Origin of the sequence: Comamonas sp. CAH-2 (assembly GCF_009668305.1) — a bacterium.
GTDB classification, from domain to species: domain Bacteria; phylum Pseudomonadota; class Gammaproteobacteria; order Burkholderiales; family Burkholderiaceae_C; genus Comamonas; species Comamonas aquatica.
This window is the reverse complement of sequence record NZ_VSWF01000003.1, coordinates 189,174-206,403: the sequence shown is the minus strand read 5'-3', so window position 1 is coordinate 206,403 and position 17,230 is coordinate 189,174. Positions and strand designations below refer to the sequence as shown.

At 65.9% G+C, this 17,230-nt stretch carries 13 protein-coding genes; 4 read left to right on the top strand and 9 right to left on the bottom strand.

The genetic code is table 11. The annotated features are described in order from the left end of the window. Window positions 1–302: 302 nt before the first annotated feature. The 6 genes from gshB to FYM52_RS04140 all read right to left on the bottom strand — a co-directional run bounded on the left by gshB (window position 303) and on the right by FYM52_RS04140 (window position 8,388). Entirely contained in the window at window positions 303–1,256 is a 954-nt protein-coding gene (gene gshB, locus FYM52_RS04165) for a glutathione synthase (RefSeq protein WP_154163185.1), read from the bottom strand. A gap of 42 nt (window positions 1,257–1,298) precedes the next feature. Beyond that, window positions 1,299–2,495, bottom strand: coding sequence for a benzoate/H(+) symporter BenE family transporter (locus FYM52_RS04160; RefSeq protein ID WP_255446754.1), 1,197 nt, complete (start codon window positions 2,493–2,495; stop codon window positions 1,299–1,301). A 211-nt stretch (window positions 2,496–2,706) separates the two neighbouring features. Continuing rightward, entirely contained in the window at window positions 2,707–4,002 is a 1,296-nt protein-coding gene (gshA, locus tag FYM52_RS04155) for a glutamate--cysteine ligase (protein WP_043378678.1), read from the bottom strand. Between the two features lie 95 nt (window positions 4,003–4,097). Continuing rightward, window positions 4,098–5,564, bottom strand: a complete 1,467-nt coding sequence (locus FYM52_RS04150; RefSeq protein ID WP_154163183.1) for a TrkH family potassium uptake protein — start codon at window positions 5,562–5,564, stop codon at window positions 4,098–4,100. Between the two features lie 16 nt (window positions 5,565–5,580). Next, complete coding sequence (trkA, locus tag FYM52_RS04145; protein ID WP_154163182.1) at window positions 5,581–7,038, bottom strand: Trk system potassium transporter TrkA; 1,458 nt, start codon at window positions 7,036–7,038, stop codon at window positions 5,581–5,583. A gap of 69 nt (window positions 7,039–7,107) precedes the next feature. Continuing rightward, window positions 7,108–8,388, bottom strand: coding sequence for a glutamate-5-semialdehyde dehydrogenase (locus tag FYM52_RS04140; protein ID WP_043378669.1), 1,281 nt, complete (start codon window positions 8,386–8,388; stop codon window positions 7,108–7,110). 98 nt (window positions 8,389–8,486) lie between these two features. Between FYM52_RS04140 and FYM52_RS04135 the strand changes: the two genes are divergently transcribed. After that, complete coding sequence (locus FYM52_RS04135) at window positions 8,487–8,774, top strand: hypothetical protein (RefSeq protein ID WP_042415834.1); 288 nt, start codon at window positions 8,487–8,489, stop codon at window positions 8,772–8,774. A gap of 198 nt (window positions 8,775–8,972) precedes the next feature. Here FYM52_RS04135 and mnmA read toward each other — a convergent pair whose 3' ends face one another. After that, on the bottom strand, window positions 8,973–10,094 hold the full coding sequence (mnmA, locus tag FYM52_RS04130) for a tRNA 2-thiouridine(34) synthase MnmA (protein WP_154163181.1): 1,122 nt from the start codon (window positions 10,092–10,094) through the stop codon (window positions 8,973–8,975). A gap of 47 nt (window positions 10,095–10,141) precedes the next feature. Next, a complete protein-coding gene (locus FYM52_RS04125) occupies window positions 10,142–11,377 on the bottom strand; it encodes a mechanosensitive ion channel family protein (protein WP_042415842.1) in 1,236 nt (411 codons plus the stop codon). Between the two features lie 210 nt (window positions 11,378–11,587). Here FYM52_RS04125 and leuS point away from each other — a divergent pair, with 210 nt between their 5' ends. Genes leuS through holA form a run of 3 tightly spaced genes read left to right on the top strand, consistent with a single transcriptional unit; the run spans window position 11,588 to window position 15,895 of the window. After that, window positions 11,588–14,293, top strand: coding sequence for a leucine--tRNA ligase (leuS, locus tag FYM52_RS04120; RefSeq protein WP_154163180.1), 2,706 nt, complete (start codon window positions 11,588–11,590; stop codon window positions 14,291–14,293). A gap of 21 nt (window positions 14,294–14,314) precedes the next feature. Next, on the top strand, window positions 14,315–14,824 hold the full coding sequence (gene lptE / locus FYM52_RS04115) for an LPS assembly lipoprotein LptE (protein WP_154163179.1): 510 nt from the start codon (window positions 14,315–14,317) through the stop codon (window positions 14,822–14,824). 6 nt (window positions 14,825–14,830) lie between these two features. Further along, on the top strand, window positions 14,831–15,895 hold the full coding sequence (holA, locus tag FYM52_RS04110; RefSeq protein ID WP_154163178.1) for a DNA polymerase III subunit delta: 1,065 nt from the start codon (window positions 14,831–14,833) through the stop codon (window positions 15,893–15,895). Between the two features lie 278 nt (window positions 15,896–16,173). Here the strand turns inward: holA and FYM52_RS04105 are convergent, their stop codons facing one another. Continuing rightward, on the bottom strand, window positions 16,174–17,094 hold the full coding sequence (locus FYM52_RS04105; protein WP_042415848.1) for a phosphoribosylaminoimidazolesuccinocarboxamide synthase: 921 nt from the start codon (window positions 17,092–17,094) through the stop codon (window positions 16,174–16,176). Between the last annotated feature and the right edge of the window lie 136 nt (window positions 17,095–17,230).

Here is a 17,230-nt window from a genome sequence, read left to right as displayed (position 1 = left end):
TTCCATGAGCGTTTGTTTTTAGTTCTAAAGAACTTGGCAATTCGCCTTCAAACGCCCACGCTTATCGGCTGTATCTTTTTAAAGATGCAAACCTGAATCACTTCAGATTTCTTGCTTCGCCGTGATCAGCGAAGCCTTGTATTGTAGCACAACTTTTTGCGCCTTCAAGAAGAATTTTTCTTCTTGCTCACCGCCAGTTGTCGTGAGCAGCGAAGACCGCAATTGTATACCTATTTTTGGCACTCCCAGGGAAATCCCTTGGATTTCCTGCACCCGCTTGCAGCGGGTGCATGATGCCGCACTCAGGCAGCGGCCTGGACCGCCTGCTCCAGCGCATCCACAAACAGCGCCGGTACGTCGCAGCCGGTCTGCTGCTGGATCTCTTGGAAGCAGGTTGGGCTGGTGACGTTGATCTCGGTGACCTTGTCGCCAATCACATCCAGGCCCACCAGCAGCAGACCGCGCGCAACCAGGATAGGCCCCAACTTGTCAGCGATGGCACGGTCGCTGTCGCTGAGCGGCTGGGCCACACCCTTGCCACCCGCAGCCAGGTTGCCGCGCACTTCATTGCCCTGCGGAATGCGGGCCAAGCAATACGGCACGGGCTTGCCGCCAATGATGAGGATGCGCTTGTCGCCCTGGGTGATGGCAGGCAGGAACTTCTGCACCATCACGCTGGTGGCGCCCTGCTGGTTCAGGGTTTCAATGATGGAGCCCAGGTTCATGCCATCAGGGCCAACGCGGAAGATGCCCATGCCACCCATACCGTCCAGCGGCTTGAGGATGATGTCCTGGTGCTGGGCATGGAAGGCGCGGATGTCCTGGGGGTTGCGGGTGATGAGGGTGGGGCCCAGCACCTCCGGAAATTCCATGACCGCCATCTTCTCGGGGTGGTCACGCAGCGCCGCCGGCTTGTTGAAGACCTTGGCTCCCTCCCGCTCGGCCTGGCTGAGCATATGCGTGGCATAGAAGAATTCGCTGTCGAACGGCGGGTCCTTGCGCATCAGCACGGCATCAAAGTCGGCCAGCGCCTGCTGTGCCACGCCCACTTCTTCGTACCAGTCGTGCAGATCGCCGGTCAGGCGCAGGGCCCGCACCTGGGCCACCACCTTGCCCCCCACCTGCCAGCTGATGTCCCGGGGCTCGGTCGCGAACACCGTATGCCCACGGCGCTGGGCCTCGCGCATCATGGCGAAGGTGCTGTCCTTCTTGGTGTTGAAAGATTCCAGGGGATCGGCGACAAACAGAAATTGCATGGTGGGCTGGGGCAGCGCCCCGGTCAAGACAGAAGAAAAGGTTCAGCGCGCTTTTGTACGCCAAGGTTGGTACTGTTGCACGAACAGGGTCAAGCCCCCGGCGACCACGCCCCAGAAGGCCGAACCGATGCCGGCAATCACCACGCCGCTGAGCGTGACCAGAAAAGTGATGAGCGCTGCTTCACGGCTGCTGTCCTGCTGCAGCGCAGCCAACAGCCCCCCGCCAATGCTGCCCAGCAGCGCCAGGCCGGCAATCGCCATGACCAGCTCCTTGGGGAAGGCCGCCAGCAGCCCGGCCACCACGGCCCCGAAGATGCCCAGCAGCACATAGAACAGACCGCACCAGACCGCTGCGGTGTAGCGCTTGGCCGGGTCGGCGTGGGCTTCGGTGCCCATGCAGATGGCCGCCGTGATGGCCGCCAGGTTGATGCCGAAGGCCCCGAACGGTGCCAGCAGCAAGGTGACGACACCGGTGGTGCCCACCAGCCGGGACACCGGCAGCGCATAGCCGGCGGTGCGGATGACCGCCACCCCCGGCAGGTTCTGCGACGCCATGGTGACCACAAACAGCGGCAGCGCCACGCTGATGCAGGCCTGCCAGGTGAAGCTGGGCGTGGTGAACACCGGCAGGGCCAGGCGCCACTCCACCTGCGACCACTGCATCTGCCCCTGCCAGGCCGCACAGGCGATGCCGGCCATCAGGGTCAACATGACGGCATAGCGGGGCCACAGCCGCCGCGACAGCACATAGGTCAGCAGCATGCTGAGCACCAGGGGCAGGGCCGTCTGCGCCGACTCGAACACCTGCAGGCCAAAGCGGGCCAGCACCCCGGCCAGCAGCGCCGCCGCAATCGCCGCGGGGATGCGGTCCATCACCCGCTCGAACCAGCCGCTGAAGCCACACAGCGCAATCAGTGCCGCGCTGACGATGAAGGCGCCCACGGCCTCGGCCATGCTGAAGCCGCCTGCCACCCCGGCGGCCGCCAGCACCGCGGCCCCGGGCGTGGACCAGGCCACCATCACCGGCTTGCGCAGCAGCAGCGAAGGCACGGCGCAGCACAGGCCGATGCCCCAACCCAGGGCCCACATCCACGAGCTGATCTGTGCCGGCGTGGCCCCGAAGGCCTGGGCCGCCTGGAACACCAGGGCCACCGAGCTGGTCACGCCCACCAACACCGCCACAAAACCGGCACTCAGCGCCGACAGGCTGAAGTCTCTGAAAAATTGCATGGCGCACATTGTGCGCACAGCCACCGCGCAGCGCCACCCGGTTCTGGCACGCCGGGGACGACGGCATAAAAAAAGCGCAGACCCGGGGGCTGCGCTTAGAAAACAGAAGCTGGTTGCGCTTGCTTTACAAGGAGTTCCAATAGATTTCTATCTGCATGCCTTGCACAACTAGCGCTAGCAGCTCTTCTTTTTACACCACGGTCGTGTCCTGACCCTGGCCTCAGTCGTAGACCTCGGCGTCGGGGTTGGTGGCTTCCAGCTCGTAGCTGGCGGCCAGCATGGCCAGGCGCGCGATGACGCCGTACATGTAGAAGCGGTTGGGCGCGCTGGCACCGGGGTGCATGCCGGGCTGGGGCATGTGGGTGCTGTGCGCGAACGCCAGCGGCACGTAGCTGGAGCCGGGGGCGTTCAGGTTCTCGTCGATGCCGCGCTCGGGGTGCATGCGGTAGAAGCCGCCAACCACATAACGGTCCAGGGTGTAGACCACGGGCTCGGCCACGGCATCGTTCATGCGCTCCGAGGTCTGCACGCCTTCCTGGATGATGAAGTCCTGCACCGACAGGCCATCCTTGATGATGCCCATCTTGTTGCGTGCCTTCTTGGTCAGGTCGTCCAGCTCCTTGGCGTCGCGCACCGTCATCACGCCCATGCCATAGGTGCCATTGTCGGCCTTGACGATGGCGAAGGGCTTCTCCTTGATGCCGTATTCCTTGTACTTGCGGCGCACCTTGGTCAGCAGCGCATCCACCTGGGTGGCCAGGTTGTCCAGGCCCGTGCCTTCGTTGAAGTCCAGCTGCTCCACCTTGGCGAACAGGGGGTTGATCAGCCAGTGGTCAATGCCCAGCAGCTTGCCAAAGCGCTTGGCCACTTCTTCGTAGCTCTGGAAATGGCGGCTCTTGCGGCGCACGCTCCAGCCCGCGTGCAAAGGAGGCAGCAGGTACTGCTCATACAGCTCTTCCAGGATGCCCGGCGCTCCAGCCGACAGGTCGTTGTTCAGCAGGATGGTGCAGGGGTCGAAGTACTTCAGGCCGATGCGGCGCTTGGTCCGGATCACCGGCTCCAGCAGCACGGTCTCGCCGTTGGGCAGCTTCAGCTCGGTGGGTTTCTTGATGTCCGGGCTGATGGAGCCCAGGCGCGCGTTCAGCCCCGCCATCTTGAAGATGCGCTGCAGCTGCGCCAGGTTCATCAGGTAGGAGGGGTTGCGGTTGTGGTTCTCCGGAATGATCAGCAGGTTGCGCGCCTCGGGGCAGATCTTCTCGATCGCGGCCATGGTGGCCTGCACCGCCAGGGGCAGCATCTGGTCGGTCAGATTGTTCCAGTTGCCGGGAAACAGGTTGGTGTCCACAGGGGCCAGCTTGAAACCGGAATTGCGGATGTCCACCGAGCTGTAGAAGGGCGGCGTGTGCTCCATCCACTCCAGGCGGAACCAGCGTTCAATGGCTGGCATGGAGTCGATGATGCGCTGCTCAAGCTCGTTGATCGGCCCGGTCAAAGCGGTGATGAGATGTGGAACCATGTATGTCCTCGAACGACGGTGGTTATGTAATTGTAGGTAATCGCTGCAAACTTAAGTGTTTACCCTTATGCCCTGAATCATACGCAGGTGCTCACTCACCGGCGCCAGAATGCAGGGGTCAGCAGTGCGAGAAAGCTCAAAATCTCCAAGCGCCCCAACAACATACCGAGCGTGCAAACCCAGATCTGAAAGTCCGTCAGCCCCGCGTACGAAGAGGCCGGTCCGATGCTGCCCAGCCCCGGTCCCAGGCAGTGCACGCTGGCCACCACGGCCGAAAACGCCGTGATGGGGTCCAGGTCCGTCAGCATCATCACCATGCTCAGCAGCACAATCGTGCCGCCATACACCAGCATAAACGCCAGAACGGCAAAAATCATGCGGTTATCCACGACACGCCCACCCAGCACCACCGGTTGTACGGCGCGCGGGTGCACCAGCCGTGTCAGCTCACGCCGCGCCTGGCTGAACAGAATCAGCATGCGCATCATCTTGATGCCCCCGCCGGTCGAGCCCGCGCTGGTGGCCATGCCCGACAGGAACAGCATGAAGAACGGGGCGAACACCGGCCAGCCCAGGTAGTCGACCGTGGCAAAGCCCGTGGTGGTGGCCACCGAGACGGTGTTGAACATGCCGTAGCGGAAGGCCTCCAGCGGGCCGTACACGCCCTTGATCCACAGCAGCAGCGACACCAGCACACTGCTGCCCAGCAGCACGCCGACCGTGGCGCGCATCTCGGGGTCGCGCCAGAAGCCCTGCCAGTTGCCCTTGCGCATGGCCACGAAGTACAGCGCGAAATTGCAGCTGGCCGCCACCATGAAGACGAAGGCGATGGCCTCCAGCAGCGGTGACTGGAAATGGCCGAAGCTGGCGTCGTGGGACGACAGCCCGCCCAGGCTCACCGTGGTGAACATGTGCATCAGCGCGTCCAGCGGCTCCATCCCCCCCAGCCAGAAAGCCAGCATGCAGGACACAGAAAACACCGCATACACCCCCCACAGGCCCTTGGCCGTGCCGGTGATGCGTGGCGTCAGCTTGGTGTCCTTGACCGGGCCGGCCGCCTCGGCGCGGAACATCTGGCTGCCGCCCACGCCCAGCAGCGGCATGATGGCCACGGCCAGGATCAGGATCCCCATGCCGCCCACCCACTGCAGGAAGGTGCGCCAGATGTTGAGCGACACCGGCAGCTCGTCCAGGTTGGACAGCACGGACGAGCCCGCCGTGGTCAGCCCGGACACGGCCTCGAAATAGGCATAGGTGAAAGGCAGCTCGCGCCCCAGCAGGTGGTAGACCGCCATCATCGGCAGGGCCGCCGACAGCGGCAGGCAGACCCACACCAGGGTCACCAGGATCACGCCATGGCGCGGCTGCAGTTCGCGCTTGTGGTGGCGCATGCAGAACCACAGCAGCAGTCCGGCCAGCGCCGTGGCCGCCATGGCGGCCGGCCAGGCGGGCCAGACCCCGTCCTGCAGCCACCAGGAGGCCGCCAGCGGCACCGTCATGCCGAGGGCGAAGAACACCAGCAGCACGCCCAACACGCGCAGTACGGGAAACAGGTCTTGCATGCAGCGCTCCTGCGCGTTAGAAGAACGTGGCGCTGACGCGGAACAGCCGCTCCACCTCCTGCACCAGCCGCTTGTTGGGCAGGAAGAAGACCACGTGGTCGTTGCTCTCGATCACGGTGTGGCTGTGCGGGATGATGACCTCGGGCTCCACCCCTTCGGCCTGGGCCTGGATGTCCTCGGTGTCCGGCAGGCCACGGATGATCAGGCCGATGTGCACCTCGGGCGGCAGCTTCAGCGCCTCCACAGGGCGCCCCACCACCTTGGAGCTCTTGCGGTCGCCGCGCGCCACGATCTCCAGCGCCTCGGCCACGCCGCGGCGCAGGCTGTGCACGGCCTGCACGTCGCCCTTGCGCACATGGGCCAGGAACTCGCCCAGCATGGCCTGCGCGGGCGACAGCGCGATGTCGATCTGCGTGCCGTGCATCAGGTCGGCATAGCTGCGCCGGTTGATCAGCGCCAGCACGCGGCTGGCGCCCATGCGCTTGGCCAGCAGGCTGGCCATGATGTTGTTCTCGTCGTCCTCGGTGAGCGCCAGGAACAGGTCCGTCTCCTCCACGCTCTCGTCGGCGAACAGGTCCTCGTCCGTGGGGTTGCCCTGCAGCACCAGCACCTCGCTGGGCAGGGCCGCCGCCAGCACCTCACAGCGGCGCGGATCGCTTTCGATGATCTTGACGATGAAGCGCCCCGGCTCGGTCGCCAGGGCCTGGGCCAGGTGCAGGCTGACCGGATCGCCGCCTGCTATCAAAATACGACGCACTGCCCGCGCCGGCTGGCCGCTGGGGCGGTGAAAGACATTCAGCATCTGCTGCAGATGCTCGCTGGCGGCCAGCACGAAGACTTCGTCGCCCGGCTCGATGCGGGTGTTGCCGTCGCAGCGCACGAAGCGGTCAGGCTCGTCGGCAAAGCGCCGGTAGATGGCCACGATGCGCATCGCCAGCTCCGGGTGGTGCATGCGCACGTCGCCAATACGCATGCCCACGCCGGGCGCCCCCAGCCGCGCGCGCACCGAGGACAGGCAGGCGCGCCCGCCGGCGAACTCGCGCACCTGCAGGGCATCGGGGTACTCGATGAGCTTCAGGATGTAGCGCATCACCGAGGCTTCGGGGCAGATGATGGTGTCCACCGCAAAGCCCTCGGGGCCCAGCAGCGGCTGCGACACATCGAAGCCCGCCGCCCGCACGCGCGCCACGCGGGTGCGCACGCCGAACACCATGTGGGCGATCTTGCAGCAGACCAGGTTGGTTTCGTCCTGGGCCGCGCAGGCGATCAGCAGGTCGGTGTCGGCGGCGCCGGCCTCGGCCAGCACCTGCACGTCGATGCCGTTGCCCACGACCCCGCGCAGGTCGAACCGGTCCTGCAGCTCCTGCAGGCGCTGGGCATCGGTGTCGATGACGGTGATGTCATTGCGCTCGGAGACCAGGCTCTCCGCCACGCTGTAGCCGACCCGGCCCGCCCCCAAGATGATGATCTTCATGCCCTGTCCTTGTGATGCAGGCACCTGCCCAGGCCGCGCGGCCGATTGCCGCCGTCCGGCCTGCGGTCTTCAGCTGCGCACGTCGCCTTCGCCCAGCACGATGTATTTGAGCGAGGTCAGCCCCTCGATGCCCACCGGACCGCGCGCATGGAACTTGTCGGTGCTGATGCCAATTTCCGCGCCCAGGCCGTACTCGAAGCCATCGGCAAATCGGGTGCTGGCATTGACCATGACGCTGGCCGAGTCGACCTCGCGCAAAAAGCGCTGGGCGTGCACGTGGTCGCGCGTCAGGATGGCCTCGGTGTGGCCGCTGGAGTAGCGGTTGATGTGGGCGATGGCGGCGTCCAGGCCGTCCACCACCTTCACGCTGATGATGGGGGCCAGGTATTCCTCGCTCCAGTCGGCCTCGGTGGCCTCGGCCAGCTGGGCGCCGGCGACCTGGCGCAGGATGGCCAGGGCTTCGGGGCAGCCGCGCATCTCCACGCCCTTGGCGGCAAAGATGGCGCCGATCTTGGGCAGGAACTCCTGGGCCACGCCGCGCGCCACCAGCAGGCTTTCGGTGGCGTTGCAGGGGCTGTACTTCTGGGTCTTGGCGTTGTCGGTCACCTTGACGGCCAGCTCGATGTCGCAGGGGTCGTCCACATAGGTGTGGCAGTTGCCGTCCAGGTGCTTGATCACCGGCACCTTGGCGTCGCGGCTGATGCGCTCGATCAGGCCCTTGCCGCCGCGCGGAATGATGACATCCACATAGGCGGGCATGGCGATCAGCTGGCCCACGGCCTCGCGGTCCGTGGTCTGCACCAGCTGCACGCCGTGCTCGGGCAGGCCGGCTTCGGCCATGGCCTGGGCCACCAGGCGGGCCAGGGCCTTGTTGGAGTCGATGGCCTCGGAGCCGCCGCGCAGGATGCAGGCGTTGCCGCTCTTGATGGACAGGCTGGCGGCCTCGATGGTCACGTTCGGGCGGCTTTCGTAAATCATGCCGAACACGCCGATGGGCACGCGCATCTGGCCGACGCGGATGCCGCTGGGCTGCTGCTTCATGCCCGAGATCTCGCCGATCACATCCGGCATGTGGGCCAGCTGCTCGCAACCCTGGGCGCAGGTCTCCAGCACCTTGGGCGTCAGGCGCAGGCGATCGACCATCGGGTCGGACAGGCCATTCGCCACGGCCCGCTCCAGGTCTCGGGCGTTGTCCACCTGCAGCGCCGCGACGTTGTCGCGCAGCAGGCGTGCCAAGGCCAGCAAGGCCTTGCTTTTGGTAGCAGCATTCGCCCGTGCCATCTGGGCTGCAGCCACTTTTGCTTGCAAACCCATGGTCTGCATGGTTTCGGCAATGTTCAGCGCGTTCATGCCCAGATTCTCGCCGAGAAGCGAGGTCTGTGCGGTGACAGGGCTGTCTGCCGCGCCCTACACTGCATGCCAACACCCCGCCACCGAGGAGAACGGCCATGACCGCCCACACCGACGCCCTGCTGCAGCTGCAGGCCCTGGACGACGCCCTGCTGCGCCTGGAGGACGGCAGCCTCAGCGCCGCACAGCTCAACGACCAGGCGCGCGCCGCCCACGCCCTGCTGGCGGCCCTGCCCGAGCGCTACGGCCCGGTGCTGCTGCAACTGCTGGACCGGCTGGAGTCCAGCGCCCTGTTCACCGAGGAAAGCTGCTCCTTCAGCCAGAGCGACCTGCACACCCACCTGCACGGCTGGATGGCCAAGGCCCGCGCCCAACTGGTCGACTGATTCCATAGCAGCCTGCGCAGGCTGGATAAGCGCTAGCGCATGATTTGACCCAAATTTTGCGCACCAAAAAGGCACGCCAGCGTGCCTAGTGTTGGCCTAGTGTTGGCCTGGTGTTGGCCTGGTGTTGGCCTGGTGTTGGCCTGGTGTTGGCCTGGGGTGGAGGCGTGACCGGCTCCGCGGCCCGCCGTGGCGCCGGCCTCAGTCCTGGGGATCGACGGTGGCGATCATGCCGCCACCCAGGCAGACCTCGCCGTCGTACAGCACGGCCGACTGGCCGGGCGTGACCGCCCATTGCGCCTCGGGAAAGTCCAGGCGGAACTGCGTGGCGCTCGGGCAGGTGCCCAGGACAGCCGGCGAATCGGGCTGGCGGTAGCGGGTCTTGGAGCCATAGGTGCCGGGCGCGGGCGCATGGCCCGCCACCCAGCTGGCGTTGTCCGCGTCCAGGCGGTGCGACAGCAGCAGCGGGTGGTCATGACCCTGCACCACGCGCAGGATGTTCTTGTCCACCTCCTTGCCGGCCACGAACCAGGGCGCATGGTCGCCCGCACCGCGCGCCGCGCCCTTGTCCTTGACGCCGCCGATGCCCAGGCCCGAGCGCTGGCCCAGGGTGTAGAAGCTCAGGCCCACGTGCTTGCCCAGCTTGCGGTTGCGGTCGTCCAGGATGGGACCGGGTTCCTTGCTGATGTAGCGGTTCAGGAAGTCGCGGAACGGCCGCTCGCCGATGAAGCAGATGCCGGTGGAGTCCTTCTTCTTGGCGTTGGGCAGGCCGATTTCCTCGGCGATGCGGCGCACCTCGGTCTTGTGCAACTCGCCCACGGGGAACAGCGTCTTGGACAGCTGGGCCTGGTTCAGGCGGTGCAGGAAGTAGCTCTGGTCCTTGGACGGATCCAGGCCCTTGAGCAGCTCGAACAGGCCGGTCGTGGCGTTCTGGCGCACGCGGGCGTAGTGGCCGGTGGCGATCTTCTCCGCCCCCAGGCGCATGGCGTGGTCCAGGAAGGCCTTGAACTTGATCTCGGCGTTGCACAGCACATCGGGGTTGGGCGTGCGCCCGGACTCGTACTCGCGCAGGAACTCGGCGAACACGCGGTCCTTGTACTCGGCGGCAAAGTTGACGTGCTCGATCTCGATGCCGATCACATCGGCCACGCTGGCCGCGTCCAGGAAGTCCTGGCGGCTGGAGCAGAACTCGCTGTCGTCGTCATCTTCCCAGTTCTTCATGAAGATGCCGACCACGTCATGGCCCTGCTGCTTGAGCAAATAGGCGGTCACCGCCGAATCCACGCCGCCGGACAGGCCGACGACCACTCTGTGCTTAGTCATAGCGAAATTATCCCCGGAGGTGGGCGGCGGCGCTGGCGCGCGCGGGCTTAGGCATGCTCGCCGTGGGCCAGGGCCTGGGCGATCTGGCGGCTGCCCTGGTCGGACGAACGCTGGTACAGGGCCAGGCCAAACTGCGGCAGCACGCCGATCAGGTGGTCGATGACATCGCCCTGGATGCCTTCGTACTCCACCCACACGGTGGTGGCGGTGTAGCAAAACAGCTGCAACGGTACGCCGGTGGCCGTGGGCTCCAGCGTGCGCACCAGCATGAACATGCCGGGCGCCTTGGAGATGCCGGGGTGGGCCTGCAGGTAGGCATAGGCGTAGGCCTTGAAGGCGGCCAGGTTGGTCACCATGTCCGGCGCCACGGCGGCCTGCGGGGGCAGCACGCCGCCCTGGCCGTCCTGCGCCAGCAGGCCCTCGCGCTCACTCCAGAAACCATCCAGCAGACGGATGCGCGCCAGGTTCTGGCGCTCGGCCGGGGTCAGCAGGTGCACGGTGGCGGCATCCACTAGCAGCGAGCGCATGATGCGGCGCCCGCCGGACTGGAACATGCCGCGCCAGTTCTTGAAGCTCTCGGTCATCAGCCGCCAGGTGGGGATGGTGGTGATGGTCTTGTCCCAGTTCTGCACCTTGACGGTGTTCAGCGCGATGTCCACCACGAAGCCGTCGGCGCCGGCCTGGGGCATCTCGATCCAGTCGCCCACGCGCATCATGTCGTTGGAGGCGATCTGCACCCCGGCCACGAAGGACAGGATGGTGTCCTTGAACACCAGCATCAGCACCGCCGACATGGCACCCAGGCCCGACAGCAGCAGCAGCGGCGAGCGGTCCATGATGGCCGCCGCGATCAGCAACGCGCCCACGATGTAGGCCACCAGCTTGGCCAGTTGCACATAGCTCTTGATGGAGTGGGTCTGCGTGGCCTTGGGGCCGTCGTGGCGGTCGTGGGCATCGTTGATCTCGCCCAGCAGCGTGGCCACCACGCGCACCACGTGGTAGACGGTCAGCGCCGTCGCCAGGTTGCCGATCGCCTTGGTCGCGTTGGGCGGCAGGTGCTGCACCCAGTGGATGCCCAGCTGCACCACCACGGAGGGCACGATCTTGGCCAGGCGCACCAGCACATGGTCGTGCAGCAGAATGGGCGCCCAGCCCATGGCCGGCATCGCCCGGCGCCACAAGCGCACGAAATGCAGCAGCACGCCCTGCACCACGAAACGCGACACCAGGGCCAGCAGGGCCAGCAACACCAGGCCGGTACAGGCCTGGGCCCACGGCTCCATCCCGGCATACAAAGCAACAGCAGTCAAATCCACGGCACACACCCGCGTTTGGCACCAGTCCAAACGAATGTCAGAAAAAGTCAGTCAGAGAAGGGGATCTGCAGGCAAACCGCACCGAAAGGGTCGCCCGTTCGCGCGCCAAGGGAACCGTCCTAGCGCCTAAAATCCAGAGAAAGCAGTATTTTGACTGCACAACCGATCTACCAGCTCATGCAAGACAAATACAACCACACCGAGGTCGAACGCGCGGCGCACGACCATTGGGCCGCCCGCGATGCCTACCGTGTCGTAGAGGACAGCAACAAGAAAAAGTTCTATGCCTGCTCCATGCTGCCCTACCCCAGCGGCAAGCTGCACATGGGCCACGTGCGCAACTACACCATCAACGACATGCTCACGCGCCAGCTGCGCATGCATGGCTACAACGTCTTGATGCCCATGGGTTGGGATGCCTTCGGTCTGCCCGCGGAGAACGCCGCGCTGAAGAACAAGGTGCCACCGGCCCAGTGGACGTACGACAACATCGCGTACATGAAGAAGCAGATGCAGTCCATGGGCCTGGCCATCGACTGGAGCCGCGAGATCGCCACCTGCGACCCCGAGTACTACAAGTGGAACCAGTGGCTGTTCCTGAAGATGCTGGACAAGGGCATCGCCTACCGCAAGACCCAGGTGGTGAACTGGGACCCGGTGGACCAGACCGTGCTGGCCAACGAGCAGGTCATCGACGGCCGCGGCTGGCGCACCGGCGCGCTGGTGGAAAAGCGCGAGATCCCCGGCTACTACCTGGCCATCACCGGCTACGCGCAAGAGCTGCTGGACCACGTACAGGTCGGCAACGACAAGGCCACGCTGACGGGCTGGCCCGACAAGGTGCGCCTGATGCAGGAAAACTGGATCGGCAAGTCGGCCGGCGTGCGCTTTGCGTTCACGCACGACATCCAGGGCGCCGACGGCCAGCCCATCCAGGGCGGCAAGCTGTACGTCTTCACCACGCGCGCCGACACCATCATGGGCGTGACCTTCTGCGCCGTGGCGCCCGAGCACCCGCTGGCCCTGCACGCCGCTGCCGACAAGCCCGAACTAGCTGCCTTCATCGAAGAATGCAAAAAGGGCGGCACGACCGAAGCCGAGCTGGCCGTCAAGGAAAAGGAAGGCAAGCCCACGGGTCTGTTCGTCACCCATCCCATCACCGGCGCGCAGGTCGAGGTGTGGATCGGCAACTATGTGCTGATGAGCTATGGCGACGGCGCCGTGATGGGCGTGCCCGCCCATGACGAACGCGACTTTGCGTTCGCCAAGAAATACGACCTGCCCATCCAGCAGGTGGTGGCGGTGGACGGTGAAACCTTCTCCACCGACGCCTGGCAGGAGTGGTACGGCGACAAGCAAAAGTGCGTCTGCGTGAACTCCGGCGTGCTGGATGGCCTGACCCACACCCAGGCCGTGGACCAGGTGGCCGAGCTGGTCGCCGCCAAGGGCCTGGGCGAGAAGAAGACCACGTGGCGCCTGCGCGACTGGGGCATCAGCCGCCAGCGCTACTGGGGCACGCCCATCCCCATCATCCACTGTGCCGACTGCGGCGCCCAGCCCGTGCCCGAGAAGGATCTGCCGGTCGTGTTGCCGCAGGATCTGGTGCCCGATGGCTCCGGCAACCCGCTGGTCAAGAGCGAGGCCTTCCACGCCGGCGTGGTCTGCCCCTGCTGCGGCAAGCCAGCCCGCCGTGAAACCGACACCATGGACACCTTCGTGGATTCGTCCTGGTATTTCATGCGCTATTGCGACGCCAAGAACGGCGAGCAGATGGTGGCCGACGGCGCCGATTACTGGATGCCCATGGACCAGTACATCGGCGGCGTGGAACACGCCATCCTGCACTTGCTGTATGCGCGCTTCTGGACCAAGGTGATGCGCGACCTGGGTCTGGTCAAGATCGACGAGCCCTTCACCAAGCTGCTGACCCAGGGCATGGTGCTCAATCACATCTACAGCCGTCGCACGGCCAAGGGCGCCAAGGAATACTTCTGGCCCAAGGACGTCGAGCACGTCCACGACGAGACCGGCAAGATCATCGGTGCCAAGCTGAAGACCGAAGTCGACAGCGCCGACGGCCTGCTGCCCGTGGGCACGGCCATCGACTATGAGGGCGTGGGCACCATGTCCAAGTCCAAGAACAACGGCATCGACCCGCAGGAACTGATCGAGAAGTACGGCGCCGACACCGCGCGCCTGTACACCATGTTCACCGCGCCGCCCGAGCTGACGCTGGAGTGGAACGACGCCGCCGTGGAAGGCAGCTACCGCTTCCTGCGCCGCGTCTACAACTTCGGCGCCAAGCTGCTGGCCGGCAACTACGCCGCCGCCGAAGCCGCCACCGACGGCCTGTCCGACCTGTCCCAGGTGCAGTTCGGCAAGGACGCCAAGGCGCTGCGCCTGGAAATCCACACCGTGCTCAAGCAGGTGGACTACGACTACCAGCGCATGCAGTACAACACCGTGGTCTCGGGCGCGATGAAGATGATCAACGCGCTGGAAGGCTTCAAGGGCCTGAACAGCGCTGACGGCCAGATCGCTGCCATCGAAGGCTTTGGCATCCTGCTGCGCGTGCTCTACCCCGCCACGCCGCACATCACCCATGTGCTGTGGAACGAGCTGGGCTACGCCAACAAGCAGGGCGACCTGCTGGACGCGGCCTGGCCCCAGGTGGATGCCTCGGCCCTGGTGCAGGACGAGCTGGAGCTGGTGCTGCAGGTCAACGGCAAGCTGCGCGGCGCGATCCGCGTGCCCGCCGCCGCCGACAAGGCCCTGATCGAAGCCACCGCCCTGGCCCACGAAGAAGCCCAGAAGTTCATCAACGGCGCCACCCCCAAGAAGGTGATCGTGGTGCCCGGCCGTCTGGTCAACATCGTCGTCTGACGACGCCTGAGGATGCACGCCATGCGCAAACGTACGCTGCTTTCCCTGATGGTGCTGGCCCCCGCGGTCAGCGCCTGCGGCTTTCGCCTGCGTGGCGCGCCGTCCTTCCCCTTCAAATCGCTGTATGTGCAGGCCCCGGCGGGCTCGCCCTTCACCCGCGAAGTGCTGCGCAACCTGGCCACGGCCGGCGGCAACCTGACCGTGGTGCTGCCGCCCGCCAAGCCCGACACCGCCGAGGCCACCCTGCACCTGCTGGGCGAGAGCCGCCAGCGCTTGGTGCTGGCCAAGACCGTGTCCGGCCAGGTGCGCGAGGTGGAGCTGCGCCTGACCGGCCGCTTCAAGCTGGTCGACCGCGACGGCCGCGTCTGGATCGAGGACGCGGAAATCCAGCAGAAGCGCGACATGAGCTACAGCGAATCCCTGGCCCTGGCCAAGGACGAGGAAGAAGCCGCCCTGTACCGCAACATGTACGCCGACATGGCACAGCAGCTGCTGCGCCGCCTGGCTGCCGCCCACCCCCCGGCGGAATAAGCCCCCATGCAACTGGCACTGAACCAGCTGGCCGCACACCTGCACAAGGGTCTGCGGCCTTTGTACACCCTGTACGGTGACGAACCGCTGCAGCAGCAGGAGGCGGCCGACGCCATCCGTGCCGCCGCGCGCGCGGCCGGCCACACCGAACGCAGCGTGCACACCGTGCAGGGGACGCATTTCGACTGGAGTGCGGTGCTGGCCGCCGGTGGATCGCTGAGCCTGTTTGCCGACAAGCAGCTGGTGGAGCTGCGCATCCCCTCGGGCAAGCCCGGCAAGGACGGCAGCGCGGCCCTGCAGCAGCTGGCCGCCCACGCCGCCCAGGACGAACACACGCTGACCCTGGTCACCCTGCCGCGCCTGGACGCCCAGACCAAGAAGGGCGCCTGGTTCGCCGCGCTGGAGGCCAACGGCGTGACCGTGGCCATCGACCCCATCGAGCGCGCCGCCCTGCCCACCTGGATTGCGCAGCGCCTGGCCCAGCAGGGCCAGCGCGTGGCCTCGGGCGAGGCGGGCCAGCGCACCCTGCAGTTCTTCGCCGACCGCGTGGAAGGCAACCTGCTGGCCGCGCACCAGGAGATCCAGAAGCTGGGCCTGCTGCAGCCCGAGGGTGAGCTGAGCTACGAGGTGGTCGAGCAGGCCGTGCTGAACGTGGCGCGCTACGACGTCTTCAAGCTGTCCGAGGCCGTGCTGTCCGGCAACCTGCCGCGCGCCATGCGCATGCTGGACGGCCTGCAGGCCGAGGGCACGGCCGAGGTGCTGGTCCACTGGACGCTGGCCGAGGACATCCGCAACCTCAAGCGCGCCAAGGACGCGCTGGCCGGCGGCCAGCCCCTGCCCATGGTGCTGCGCGGCCTGCGCATCTGGGGCGCCAAGGAAAAGCTGTTCGAGCGCGTGGTGCCGCGCCTCACGCCCAATGCCGCCGTGCGCCTGCTGCACTCGGCCCACCTGGTCGACGGCATCGTCAAGGGCCTGCCCGCCGACGGCTGGCCACGCGACAGCTGGCAGGCCCTGCGCAAGCTGGCCATGGACATGGCCAGCGCCCTGCAGGCCGCCCCCGCACGCCGCTGAGAGCTGAGAGCTGAGAGCTGAGAGCTGAGAGCTGCGGACTGCGGACTGCGGACTGCGGACTGCGGACTGCGGACTGCGGACTGCGGACTGCGGACTGCGGACTGCGGACTGCGCAGGGTTGCACCAACCAGGAGCTGCCTGCGCAAGCCTGGCAAGGATTTCAGATACTTTTCAGCTTCAAAGCCACTAATGAAGAGCGCTGACCGCTCTCTTTTCTGCGAGCACGCACAAAAAAAGCAGCCCTCGGGCTGTTTTTTTCAGCGGCGCGTGGCGCCTGCTCAGGCCATCAGGCGCTGCAGGGCTTCGCGGTACTTGGCGGCGGTCTTCTCGATCACCTCCTGGGGCAGACGCGGCGCCGGGGCCGTCTTGTCCCACAGCTTGCCGTTGACCTTGGCCTGCTCCAGCCAGTCGCGCACGAACTGCTTGTCGTAGCTGGGCGGGTTCTCACCCTTGGCCAGCGCGTCCTCGTAGCCTTCCACGGGCCAGTAGCGCGAGCTGTCGGGGGTCAGCACCTCATCCATCAGCACCAGGGTGCCGTCTTCGGTCAGGCCGAATTCGAACTTGGTGTCGGCAATGATCATGCCCTTGGTCAGCGCGATCTCGGCCGCTTCCTTGTAGATGCGGATGGCGGTGTCGCGGATCTGGGCGGCCAGTTGCTCGCCCACCATTTCCACGGTGCGCTCATAGGTGATGTTCTCGTCGTGGTCGCCCATCTCGGCCTTGGCGGCGGGAGTGTAGATGGGCTCTGGCAGTTTGGCAGCGTTGGTCAGGCCGGCGGGCAGCTTCACGCCACAGACCGACTGCGAAGCCTTGTATTCCTGCCAGCCGCTGCCGGCCAGGTAGCCGCGCACCACGGCCTCGATCAGCACCGGCTTGAGGCGCTTAACCAGCATGGAGCGGCCTTCGACCTGCTTGACTTCCTCGGGCTTGACCACGGACTCGGGCGCTTCGCCGGTCAGGTGGTTGGGGCAGATGTGGCCCAGCTTGTCGAACCAGAACAGTGCCATCTGCGTCAGCAGCACGCCCTTGCCAGGGATGGGTTCGCCCATGATCACGTCGAAGGCCGACAGACGGTCCGAAGCCACCATCAGGATGCGGTCATCCCCCACGGCGTAGTTGTCACGCACCTTGCCGCGCGCCAGCAGCGGCAGGGACGTGATGTTGGAAGTGTGCAGGGCAGAAGTCGTGGGCTGTGTCATGGAGAAGGCAGACAAAAGGAATTCGAAACTAGGCAAAGTCGCCGTGCCGGGCAGGCCGTGCTGCAGGCCAGGATTTTAGGGCGGGGCCAGACGCTGGCGCACGCAGCGCACCTGGTTGCGTCAATGTCGATGCCGA

Excerpts from the sequence above, each read along its gene's own strand:
- gshB (WP_154163185.1), bottom strand. The coding sequence starts at position 1,256 with ATGCAATTTCTGTTTGTCGCCGATCCCCTGGAATCTTTCAACACCAAG.
- FYM52_RS04160 (WP_255446754.1), bottom strand. The coding sequence starts at position 2,495 with ATGTGCGCCATGCAATTTTTCAGAGACTTCAGCCTGTCGGCGCTGAGT.
- gshA (WP_043378678.1), bottom strand. The coding sequence starts at position 4,002 with ATGGTTCCACATCTCATCACCGCTTTGACCGGGCCGATCAACGAGCTT.
- FYM52_RS04150 (WP_154163183.1), bottom strand. The coding sequence starts at position 5,564 with ATGCAAGACCTGTTTCCCGTACTGCGCGTGTTGGGCGTGCTGCTGGTG.
- trkA (WP_154163182.1), bottom strand. The coding sequence starts at position 7,038 with ATGAAGATCATCATCTTGGGGGCGGGCCGGGTCGGCTACAGCGTGGCG.
- FYM52_RS04140 (WP_043378669.1), bottom strand. The coding sequence starts at position 8,388 with ATGAACGCGCTGAACATTGCCGAAACCATGCAGACCATGGGTTTGCAA.
- FYM52_RS04135 (WP_042415834.1), top strand. The coding sequence starts at position 8,487 with ATGACCGCCCACACCGACGCCCTGCTGCAGCTGCAGGCCCTGGACGAC.
- mnmA (WP_154163181.1), bottom strand. The coding sequence starts at position 10,094 with ATGACTAAGCACAGAGTGGTCGTCGGCCTGTCCGGCGGCGTGGATTCG.
- FYM52_RS04125 (WP_042415842.1), bottom strand. The coding sequence starts at position 11,377 with ATGGAGCCGTGGGCCCAGGCCTGTACCGGCCTGGTGTTGCTGGCCCTG.
- leuS (WP_154163180.1), top strand. The coding sequence starts at position 11,588 with ATGCAAGACAAATACAACCACACCGAGGTCGAACGCGCGGCGCACGAC.
- lptE (WP_154163179.1), top strand. The coding sequence starts at position 14,315 with ATGCGCAAACGTACGCTGCTTTCCCTGATGGTGCTGGCCCCCGCGGTC.
- holA (WP_154163178.1), top strand. The coding sequence starts at position 14,831 with ATGCAACTGGCACTGAACCAGCTGGCCGCACACCTGCACAAGGGTCTG.
- FYM52_RS04105 (WP_042415848.1), bottom strand. The coding sequence starts at position 17,094 with ATGACACAGCCCACGACTTCTGCCCTGCACACTTCCAACATCACGTCC.